At 68.2% G+C, this 9,417-nt stretch carries 11 protein-coding genes and 1 pseudogene; 1 reads left to right on the forward strand and 11 read right to left on the reverse strand.

The features are described from left to right. From ACNPM4_RS03290 to ACNPM4_RS03310, 5 genes and pseudogenes are all read right to left on the reverse strand, one after another. Nucleotides 1-553 (reverse strand): annotated as a pseudogene (locus ACNPM4_RS03290) (DUF58 domain-containing protein); the annotation flags it as partial. Then, nucleotides 550-1,521: an AAA family ATPase gene (locus ACNPM4_RS03295; RefSeq protein WP_448984685.1), complete on the reverse strand. Its 972-nt coding sequence runs from the start codon at nt 1,519-1,521 to the stop codon at nt 550-552. The gene ACNPM4_RS03295 and the pseudogene ACNPM4_RS03290, both read right to left, overlap by 4 nt. Further along, nucleotides 1,518-2,033 (reverse strand): hypothetical protein, encoded by a 516-nt coding sequence (locus ACNPM4_RS03300; RefSeq protein ID WP_448984686.1) that lies wholly within the window; start codon nt 2,031-2,033, stop codon nt 1,518-1,520. The genes ACNPM4_RS03295 and ACNPM4_RS03300 overlap by 4 nt, the downstream gene beginning before the upstream one ends. Beyond that, a complete protein-coding gene (locus ACNPM4_RS03305) occupies nt 2,030-2,776 on the reverse strand; it encodes a DUF4129 domain-containing protein (protein ID WP_448984687.1) in 747 nt (248 codons plus the stop codon). Before ACNPM4_RS03305 ends, ACNPM4_RS03300 begins: the two co-directional genes overlap by 4 nt. Nucleotides 2,777-2,851: 75 nt before the next feature. Next, on the reverse strand, nt 2,852-3,295 hold the full coding sequence (locus tag ACNPM4_RS03310) for a MarR family winged helix-turn-helix transcriptional regulator (RefSeq protein ID WP_029261609.1): 444 nt from the start codon (nt 3,293-3,295) through the stop codon (nt 2,852-2,854). A 45-nt stretch (nt 3,296-3,340) separates the two neighbouring features. Between ACNPM4_RS03310 and ACNPM4_RS03315 the strand changes: the two genes are divergently transcribed. After that, nucleotides 3,341-3,583: a hypothetical protein gene (locus ACNPM4_RS03315; protein WP_081859978.1), complete on the forward strand. Its 243-nt coding sequence runs from the start codon at nt 3,341-3,343 to the stop codon at nt 3,581-3,583. Nucleotides 3,584-3,585: 2 nt separating this feature from the next. Here ACNPM4_RS03315 and ACNPM4_RS03320 read toward each other — a convergent pair whose 3' ends face one another. The 6 genes from ACNPM4_RS03320 to ACNPM4_RS03345 all read right to left on the reverse strand — a co-directional run bounded on the left by ACNPM4_RS03320 (nt 3,586) and on the right by ACNPM4_RS03345 (nt 9,277). Then, entirely contained in the window at nt 3,586-3,936 is a 351-nt protein-coding gene (locus ACNPM4_RS03320) for a TfoX/Sxy family protein (RefSeq protein WP_029261608.1), read from the reverse strand. A gap of 15 nt (nt 3,937-3,951) precedes the next feature. After that, the gene (gene uvrB / locus ACNPM4_RS03325; protein ID WP_029261607.1) at nt 3,952-6,024 is read right to left on the reverse strand and encodes an excinuclease ABC subunit UvrB; all 2,073 of its coding nucleotides are present in this window, start codon (nt 6,022-6,024) and stop codon (nt 3,952-3,954) included. Between the two features lie 37 nt (nt 6,025-6,061). Then, the gene (locus tag ACNPM4_RS03330) at nt 6,062-6,604 is read right to left on the reverse strand and encodes a hypothetical protein (RefSeq protein WP_372466558.1); all 543 of its coding nucleotides are present in this window, start codon (nt 6,602-6,604) and stop codon (nt 6,062-6,064) included. 155 nt (nt 6,605-6,759) lie between these two features. Next, complete coding sequence (coaE, locus tag ACNPM4_RS03335) at nt 6,760-7,359, reverse strand: dephospho-CoA kinase (RefSeq protein ID WP_372466557.1); 600 nt, start codon at nt 7,357-7,359, stop codon at nt 6,760-6,762. A 32-nt stretch (nt 7,360-7,391) separates the two neighbouring features. After that, on the reverse strand, nt 7,392-7,976 hold the full coding sequence (locus ACNPM4_RS03340) for a CoA-binding protein (protein ID WP_448984688.1): 585 nt from the start codon (nt 7,974-7,976) through the stop codon (nt 7,392-7,394). Beyond that, the gene (locus ACNPM4_RS03345) at nt 7,973-9,277 is read right to left on the reverse strand and encodes an O-acetylhomoserine aminocarboxypropyltransferase/cysteine synthase family protein (protein WP_448984689.1); all 1,305 of its coding nucleotides are present in this window, start codon (nt 9,275-9,277) and stop codon (nt 7,973-7,975) included. Before ACNPM4_RS03345 ends, ACNPM4_RS03340 begins: the two co-directional genes overlap by 4 nt. Nucleotides 9,278-9,417: the final 140 nt, after the last annotated feature.

The raw sequence follows: 9,417 nt of genomic DNA on the forward strand, positions 1-9,417 counted from the left end.
GAGCACCGTGAAGACCGGTGAGCCGCGGTGCGACGGGGAGTCCCGCGAGCCGGAGTACGCGCGGCGGCGTGTTCCACCGGATACCGGCAGCCGGAGCCTCCTCCGTGATCCAGGCGCCGTCCTGCGCCACGCACCGCGCCGTCACGCTCAACAGATCCAAGGGGCCGGAATGCTGAAGGCGTGTCCTCGTGGTGACCACGGATCGACCGACGCCGACATCTGCGAGTCGCTGCGGGCCCTTGTCCTGCGCGACGGCGAGCTGCACCCAATCCGCATCGACGTGGATGTCGAGGTCGCCCCATGCCTCCGCCTGCTCACCGCCCACGCCGGCCTGCGCGCGCAGTTCGACCCGCAGATCGGCCGTGGCAGGCCGGCGCACCAGCATCCAGGCCGTCGTCAGCGCGAGAGGCAGGCCGATGCCGATGATGTCCGGCCGCGAGAAGGCGAGCCCCGCCGCGACGAGCAGCGCCGCCCCGGCCACACCGATCGCGACGACGGGGGTCCGCCGCCAGCGGAGAGTCGTGCGCTCGGAGACGCGGATCGGATCGGTCATCGCACCGCGGAGACGGTCGGCGGCACCGACGTCTTCGCGACGACCGCCGCGACGACCGCTCGGGGATCCACGCCCTGCGCCCAGGCCTGCGGGGTGAGGGTGAGGCGGTGCGCGAGCACGGGCTCCGCGATGCGCTTGATGTCGTCCGGTCGCACATACGCACGTCCGTCCAGTGCCGCGAGAGCGCGTCCGAGCAGCACCAGGGACTGCGAGCCGCGTGGAGAGGCGCCCACCGAGACGTTCACCGCCTCGCGTGTGGCGCGGACCAGCTCGACGCAGTAGCGGGCGACATCCGCGTCGACGTGGATCCGTTCCACCGCTCGCTGGATCGCCAGCAAGCCGTCGCCGTCGACGGCCGGTTCGACGGACACATCGGGCGACTGTCGTCGCACCCGGTCCAGGATGATGCGGGTCTCGTCGTCCGCGTCCGGATATCCGACCGAGAGTCGCACCATGAAGCGGTCGAGCTGGGCCTCGGGAAGCGCGTAGGTCCCCTCGTACTCGATCGGATTCGATGTGGCGATGACGTGGAACGGTCGGGGCAGTGGGAAGCTGTTGCCCTCGACGGTGACCTGACGCTCCGCCATCGCCTCGAGCATCGCCGACTGCGTCTTGGGGGTGGTGCGGTTGATCTCGTCCGCCAGCAGCAGTCCGGTGAAGATGGGCCCCGGCCGGAACGGGAACTCGCCCGTCGCCGGTGCGTACACGTACGACCCTGTGACGTCACCGGGGAGCATGTCGGGAGTGCACTGCAATCGCCGGAAGTCCAGGCCCAGCGCGGAGGCCAGGCTCCGCGCTGCAAGTGTCTTGCCGAGTCCCGGGACGTCTTCGAACAGCACGTGACCACCGGCGAAGATTGCGGCCAGGGCGATCGTGACCGGCTCGTCCATGCCGACGACGACTGCGCCGACGCTCTCCCGCACTCGACGCCCGAGAGCGGCGATCTGTGTGACGTCTTCCGTGTTCATCGGTTCTCCTCTGTGCCGGCTTTCGCGGCGGTCTGGGGATCTGAGTTCGCGGGGCCCTCGGGGGTGATGCGCTCGACCGCGTCGAGGACCCGCTCGAGATCGGCAGCCTGAACCTCGCGATTGTGCAGAGACTCACGTACTCCCGGCCCGAGGAGCGCGTCGATCGCCGCGTGTTGAGCGGGGTCGTCGAGGTCGAGCCCCCGGTGGGCCAGTCGTCGCCGCAGCACGTTCTGCACCCGACGGACGACCACGTGCCCGGCGACACCGGTGCGCGAGTTGATCGACCAGGCGAGCCGAGACACCTCGGAGCCGCGCTCCGCACGTCGGCGTCGCTCCGGGGGCCAGAGGGAGGCTTCGTCGAAGAAGACCTGACGGCTCACGAGCGCGATCGTCAGCACGATCAGCAGCCAGGACGCGGCGAACAGCGTCGGCACGCCGAGTGCGCCGAGCAGCACGAGGACCACGGCCGCGACAGCCGCCCCGACTCCCAGGAGAATCAGCCGTCCCTTCATCGCCACCCCGCCTGGATGCCACGTAGACACGCTGCTGCCGTGGCGCGGTCGCGTTCCTCCGCGACGAGACCGCCGAAACGGACCTGTTCGTACAGTCCGAGCAGCGCGACGACGTCAGCCGCGATTCCCGCGCGGCGTCCGATGATCCGGACCGTGAACTCGGACGGCGTCTCGTGCGGGGCCCGACCGGCACCGGCATCCGTCGCCGATTCCTCCAGACCGACCCACGCGGCGACGATGCTGTCACCCGGCGCCGGGTCGACATCGATCGTCCGCAGCGCTTCGTCGATCCCTCTTCGGATGATCGCGGCGTCGGGCTCGGCATCCGTCCCGGCGATGACCACGCTCATCGCGTCGACGGCGGCCGCCTCGCGCCTCTCGAGCGGTCGATCTCGCCAGAGTCCGCGCAGGTAGCGGACCAGCACGCGCGCGCCGAAGAACAGCAGCGTCAGCACCGCGATCGCGACGAGGACCGCCAGGATCACCTTGAACAGTGGCGATTCCTCGGTCTGTTCCATCGGCCCGGGCGTCATCTCGGCGGGCGCCGGCTCGGAGGTCCCGACATCGACGAGTTCCGTTCCACCGCCCGGCAGCGGGCGGAACTGCGGAAGGCCCTGCTGCGCTGCTACGAACATGACGACGGCGAAGAAACCCGCGACTGCGACGAGAGGCAGCAGAACCCGGAGCACGCGCGAGCCGCCGACGCGCCGGTCCCCGGAAACCGGGGCTTCGTGGCGCGACATGACTCCACCCTAGGACGCGACTCCCGAGGAATCCGTCGTCGGGACGCGAGCCGCGCTCGGCGGAGTCGGTCGGACTCAGCCGAGATCGGGACGCCGCCCGGCGAACGGACCGAGGCCGTCGCGGAGTGCGGCGACCTCATCGATACCCATGCCGACCGCCGCCATGACCTGGTGCGGAACGTCTACAGCCCGTTCGCGCAGCGCCGCGCCCGCCGCGGTCAGGGTGATCTCCAGACGCCGCTCGTCCTCACTGCTTCGCTGTCGGGCCACGAGGCCTTCTGCTTCGAGCCGCTTGACCAGGGGCGATGCCGTCGCGGGTTCCAGAGCGAGATCCAGAGCGAGATCGTTCAGCGTCCGCGGCGCCCGCTCCCACAGGGCGAGCATCACGAGGTACTGCGGGTGCGTGAGACCCAGAGGCTCGAGGATCGGGCGGTAGAGGGCGACGACGTTGCGCGCCGCGGTCACCAGGGCGAAGCACAGCTGGTTCTCCAGCTTGAGCAGGTCGTCTGTAGCCGTCACAACCTCGACTATACATCTGCGCTAATCATTAGTACACTAAGCAACATGGCACAGGACCCGGACCGCCCACCCCTTCGCACCCGCATTCGCGAAGCAGGTGGCCTCTATTCCTGGGTGAACACCAATCTCATCCGGCTCGCCGGTCCTGCCTCCGTCGGCCCGTATGAGAAGACTCCCCCACCGAGCGCCGCAGAACGCGCCGAACGCGCGTGCCCGCTGTGCGGCGCCCCGATGACGCAGCACGAGATCGACCGCTCGGGTCCCAAGCCTCTGATGCACTGCCCGTAGGGTCAGTCCTGGTTGGATCCATCGGTCGCCGAGCCGGAGGACTCGCGCGCGACGTCGAGCCAGAACATCAGACCGCCGTCGTCCTCGATGACCTCGGGCGAGACGTCGAGCCATCCGGATCCCATCGTGCGCGAGCCCATCACCGCCCGGGCGACACCCGTGCGCGTCACGAGCGCCGCTCCGTTCTCGTCGTCGACACGCACCAGAAGCACGCCGCCCGGCCGCGCTCCGAGAAGGATGCGCCCGTCGTCGAGGAAAGCCCGGGTTCCGAACATCCGCCGCTCCTCGATTCCGACGTCGGCGCTCAGCAGCGCCCGGATCCGATCGGCCAGCTCGTTCCCCGCAGCATCCATGGTCCGAGTCGCGCCTTACGCGTGCCCCGCGCGTTCCATCGCCCGCAGCTCCTTCTTGAGGTCTTGCACCTCGTCGCGCAGGCGTCCGGCGAGCTCGAATTTCAACTCCGCGGCTGCCGCAAGCATCTGGTCGGATAGATCCTGGATCGTGGCTTCGAGCTGTTGCGCTCCCTCGGCCGCGATGCCCGTGCGACGCAGGTTGGGCGTCGGCGACTTGCCCTTGCCCGATGCGCGACCACGGCCCGACATCATCTCCGCCGTGTCTGCGCCTTCGCGGGCGAGCACCTCGGTGATGTCCGCGATGCGTTTGCGGAGGGGCTGCGGGTCGATGCCGTGCTCCTTGTTGTACGCGACCTGCTTCTCGCGGCGACGATCCGTCTCCTCGATCGCCTTCGCCATCGAGTCGGTCATCTTGTCGGCGTACATGTGCACTTCGCCCGAGACGTTTCGCGCGGCGCGACCGATGGTCTGGATGAGTGAGGTCCCCGACCGCAGGAAGCCCTCCTTGTCGGCATCCAGGATCGCCACGAGCGAGACCTCCGGAAGATCGAGACCTTCACGCAGCAGGTTGATGCCGACCAGCACGTCGTACACGCCGGCACGCAGCTCACTGAGGAGTTCGACACGACGCAGCGTGTCGACATCGGAGTGCAGGTAGCGCACGCGCACACCGTGCTCCCCGAGGAAGTCGGTCAGCTCTTCGGCCATCTTCTTCGTGAGGGTCGTGACGAGAACCCGCTCGTCCCGCTCGACGCGGACGCGGATCTCCTCCAGCAGGTCGTCGATCTGCCCCTTCGACGGTTTGACGACGATGTGCGGGTCGACCAGACCGGTGGGACGGATGATCTGCTCGACGATGCCGTCGGCGATCCCCATCTCGTATTTGCCGGGCGTGGCCGACAGATAGACGGTCTGTCCGATCCGGTTCTTGAACTCGTCCCATCGCAGCGGACGGTTGTCCATCGCGCTCGGCAGCCGGAAACCGTGATCGACGAGGGTGCGCTTGCGGGACGCGTCTCCCTCGTACATCGCGCCGATCTGGGGCACGGTGACGTGCGACTCGTCGATGACCAGCAGGAAGTCGTCGGGGAAGAAGTCGAGCAGCGTGTGCGGCGGCTCCCCCGGCATGCGCCCGTCCATGTGACGCGAGTAGTTCTCGATCCCCGAGCAGAAGCCCAACTGCTGCAGCATCTCGAGATCGAACGTGGTGCGCATGCGCAGACGCTGCGCCTCGAGGAGCTTGCCCTGCCGCTCGAACTCGGCCAGGCGCTCTTCCAGCTCGTGCTCGATGGTGCCGATGGAACGCTGGATCACATCGGTGCCGGCAACGTAGTGAGACGCAGGGAAGATCGGGACGGCGTCGAGTTTCTCGATCACCTCGCCCGTGAGCGGGTGGAGCGAGTACAGGGCCTCGATCTCGTCGCCGAACAGCTCGATACGGATGGCGTGCTCTTCGTAGACGGGGATGATCTCGATCGTGTCGCCGCGTACCCGGAAATTGCCCCGTGAGAAGTCGACGTCGTTGCGGTTGTACTGCATCGCGATGAACTGGCGGATCAGCGCGTCGCGGTCGTATCGCTCCCCCACCTGCAGGGCCACCATGGCGCGCAGATACTCTTCGGGAGCGCCGAGTCCGTAGATGCAGGAGACGGTCGAGACCACGATCACGTCGCGACGGCTCAGCAGCGAGTTCGTCGTCGAATGCCGCAGCCGCTCGACCTCGGAGTTGATCGACGAGTCCTTCTCGATGAAGGTGTCTGTCTGTGGAACGTAGGCCTCTGGCTGGTAGTAGTCGTAGTACGAGACGAAGTACTCGACGGCGTTGTTCGGCATGAGCTCGCGGAATTCGTTGGCCAATTGGGCCGCGAGCGTCTTGTTGTGCGCGAGCACGAGCGTGGGCCGCTGCACCTGCTCGACGAGCCAGGCCGTGGTCGCCGACTTTCCCGTACCCGTCGCTCCGAGCAGCACGACGTCGGTCTCGCCCGCATTGATCCGCGCCGCCAGATCGGCGATCGCCGCCGGCTGGTCGCCGGCGGGCGCGTACTCGCTGATGACCTCGAAGGGGCGGACACTGCGCGTGGGTTGCATACCTCCAGCGTATGCCGCCCCTCCGACATCGAGGCCGTCAGGCGACGATGGTCGCCGTCTTCGCAGACGGCTCTGAGGACCACGTGGTCGTGCCGCCGCCGATGAGGCGCATCGTGGCCGTCGACGTGAGCGTCCCGCCTGCGGAGCCGACCACGTTGAACGTCAGCGCGTCGCCGAAGCTCGCCGGCGTCTTGGTGAAGGTGAACGTCCGTGCGGACGAACCGCTCGCGGGATCCGGAGCCCAGGACCCGAGAGACGATCCGGGGTCGAGTGTTACGGGCGAGCTGAACTCGACGACGACCACCAGCGATGCACCGGTCGGCGGGTTCACCCAGTCCGGCTGGGATCGATAACTGATCTGCGTGCTGAAAGTGGCTCTGAGCCCTCCGGCTGCCGGCACGAGGGCCGTGTAGCCACCCTGCGCCTCGGCGTCCCAGTAGTAGTTCGCCAGGTCGTTGCTGGTGTTGGCCCCGCTCGCGGCGGCCATCGGCAATGCCACTGCTGCGGCGATCACTGGCACCGACCAGGCTGCGCCCTTCATGACGGTCCGACGTGAGATTCCACGGTTGTCCTGAGTCACTTCTCCACTCCCCAGAGCGCGGAAAAGCTATCCCCCAGCAGACCATCCCCTGGTGCGTCCCCACGCCCACAACCAGAATACCAGCGGGCCCGAGTGCCCCCAGTTCGCGCGATGCCGCTGACACGCCCGCGATCCCGGGGCGTGCCCGGGTAAGGTCACCGGTGTCGGATGCGCTCCCAGAGCGCGTCGGTCTGCTCGTGCGTGCGCTCCAGGGTTCCTGCCGTGTCGATCACGACATCCGCGATGGCGAGCCGCCTCTCGTCGGAGACCTGAGCGTCGACCCTCTCCTGCGCCGCTTTCTCTTCCATGCCCCGCAGCTCGGTCAGCCGCTGGAGCCGCACCGCCGCGGGGGCGTGCGCGACCACGATCAGGTCCCACGGATCGTCGACTCTGGCCTCCACCAGCAGGGGGACGTCGTAGACGACCACGGCATCCGCATCAGTAGTGAACGCCGCATCGAATCGGCGCTGCGACTCCTCCCGAACGGCGGGGTGCACGATCGCGTTCAGCTGAGCGAGCAGCTCGGGGTCTCCGAAGACCTTCGCACCCAGGGCTGCGCGGTCGAGCGCGCCCTCGCCGTCGATCATCGATGCTCCGAACGTCTCCGCTATTCGCTCCAGCGCCGGCGAGCCCGGCGCCTGCACGTCGCGGACGATCTGGTCGGCGTCGACGATCACCGCACCGTGCTCCGCCAGTCGCCGGGCAATGGTCGATTTCCCCGAGGCGATGCCGCCGGTGAGCGCGATGAGTGGCATGTCGCCAGTCTATGTTTCGATCCGATCGATGCTCAGCGGGCGAGCAGCTGGCGCCGCGAGCTGATCACGCCGGTGTCGAACCCGGCGAGGTGCAGACCGCCGTGGAATCGCGCGTGTTCGATCTTGATGCAACGATCCATCACCACCGACATCCCTGCCGCCTCGGCGACCGCCGCAGCGTCTTCATTCCATGAGCCGAGCTGCAGCCAGAGCGTCTGCGCGCCCGCCTCGATCGCCTCCTGCGCGACACCCGGAAGGTCGTCGTGCCGGCGGAACACATCCACGATGTCGGGGACGACGGGAAGGTCGCTCAGCGACGCGTAGACCGGCTGCCCGAGGATCTCGGTCTCGCGCGGGTTGACGAGGTAGACGTCGTACGACGTGCTGGAGAGCAGGTATGTCGTCACGAAGTACGACGCGCGTGCCGGATTGTTCGACGCCCCCACGATCGCGATGGACTTGGCTCGCCGGAGCAGACCGAAGCGCTCTTGCTGACTCGGCCCCGGCCAGGTCCGCTCAGGGTGAACTGCCGGTGCGCCGGGCAGCGTACAGGCCACCCCGTCCGACACCGCCGGAACGGCGCAGGAATCCGCGGCGGTCGTCTGCGTCTCGCTCATCGGTTCGCTCCCGTCGCGGTCGTGAGGGCCTGGTCGAGGTCCCAGATGATGTCTTCGGCGTCTTCGAGGCCCACCGAGATGCGGATCAGGTCGGGGCGCACGCCCGCGGCGACGAGCTGCGCCTCGGTGAGCTGGCGGTGCGTCGTCGAGGCCGGGTGGATGACGAGGGTGCGAGCGTCGCCGATGTTGGCCAGGTGGGAGGCGAGCTGCAGGTTCTCGATCACCGTCTCCCCCGCCTTCCGGCCGTCCTCCGCCGCGACGCCGAACGCGAACACCGAACCGGGGCCGAGCGGCAGGTACTTCGCCGCCCGATCATGATGCGGATGCTCTTCGAGACCCGCCCACGTCACGTAGGCGACCCGCGGATCGGAGGCGAGCCAGTCGGCGACGAGGCGTGCATTCGCGAGGTGAGCATCGATGCGCTGCGGAAGCGTCTCGATGCCCTGGAGAAGATTGAAGGCCGACTGCGGGCTGAGTGCCGGGCCGATGTCGCGCAGTTGCTCCGAGCGAAGCTTGGTGAGGAATCCGTACTCCCCGAAGTTGTCCCACCATTTGATGCCGCCGTAGGAGTCCACGGGCTCGGTCATCTGCGGGAACTTGCCGTTGCCCCAGTCGAAAGTACCCTTCTCGATGACGACGCCGCCGAGGGTGGTGCCGTGCCCGCCCAGGAACTTCGTCACGGAGTGGATCACGATGTCGGCACCGTGCTCGAGCGGCCGCGCCAGGTACGGCGTGGCGAGCGTCGCATCCACCACGAGGGGAACCCCGGCCTCGTGGGCGACGGCTGCGAGTCCTTCGATGTCGGCGATCTCCCCGGACGGGTTGCCGATCATCTCGACGTAGACGACCTTGGTCTCCGGACGGATGGCCGCCGCATAGTCGGCAGGGTCGGTGGACGGGACGAACGTCGTCTCGACCCCGAACCGTCGCAGTGTCACGTCGAGTTGCGTCACCGTTCCGCCGTAGAGCTGGGCCGCGGCGACGACGTGGTCACCGGCCCCGACGAGCGCCGCGAACGTGATGAACTCGGCGCTCATGCCCGACGCGGTCGCGACGGCGCCGATGCCGCCTTCGAGCGAAGCCAGGCGCTCCTCCAGTGCGGCGACCGTGGGATTGCCGATCCGCGAGTAGATGTTTCCGTACTTCTGCAGGGCGAACAGATTCCCCGCATCCGCCGCATCCTCGAAGACGAACGAGGTCGTCTGGTAGATCGGCACCGCTCGGGCGCCGGTCGCCGCGTCGGGCGTGCCACCGGCGTGCAGGGCTCTGGTGCGAAATCCGAAGCGGTGTTCTTCCGTCATGCTGTCCTCAGTTCGGCGGCGGCGAGCACGTCGGCGATGTCATCGACGGCCCAGGGGTTCTGCAGCGATGTGGTATCCCCGAGGGGGCCGGGGTCGCGGCCGGCTCTGCGATCCTGTTCGGCCTCCCACAACTGTGCCAG

The sequence above is a fragment of the Microbacterium umsixpiens genome (genome assembly GCF_053543675.1).

Excerpts from the sequence above, each read along its gene's own strand:
- ACNPM4_RS03295 (WP_448984685.1), bottom strand. The coding sequence starts at position 1,521 with ATGAACACGGAAGACGTCACACAGATCGCCGCTCTCGGGCGTCGAGTG.
- ACNPM4_RS03300 (WP_448984686.1), bottom strand. The coding sequence starts at position 2,033 with ATGAAGGGACGGCTGATTCTCCTGGGAGTCGGGGCGGCTGTCGCGGCC.
- ACNPM4_RS03305 (WP_448984687.1), bottom strand. The coding sequence starts at position 2,776 with ATGTCGCGCCACGAAGCCCCGGTTTCCGGGGACCGGCGCGTCGGCGGC.
- ACNPM4_RS03315 (WP_081859978.1), top strand. The coding sequence starts at position 3,341 with ATGGCACAGGACCCGGACCGCCCACCCCTTCGCACCCGCATTCGCGAA.
- ACNPM4_RS03320 (WP_029261608.1), bottom strand. The coding sequence starts at position 3,936 with ATGGATGCTGCGGGGAACGAGCTGGCCGATCGGATCCGGGCGCTGCTG.
- uvrB (WP_029261607.1), bottom strand. The coding sequence starts at position 6,024 with ATGCAACCCACGCGCAGTGTCCGCCCCTTCGAGGTCATCAGCGAGTAC.
- coaE (WP_372466557.1), bottom strand. The coding sequence starts at position 7,359 with ATGCCACTCATCGCGCTCACCGGCGGCATCGCCTCGGGGAAATCGACC.
- ACNPM4_RS03340 (WP_448984688.1), bottom strand. The coding sequence starts at position 7,976 with ATGAGCGAGACGCAGACGACCGCCGCGGATTCCTGCGCCGTTCCGGCG.
- ACNPM4_RS03345 (WP_448984689.1), bottom strand. The coding sequence starts at position 9,277 with ATGACGGAAGAACACCGCTTCGGATTTCGCACCAGAGCCCTGCACGCC.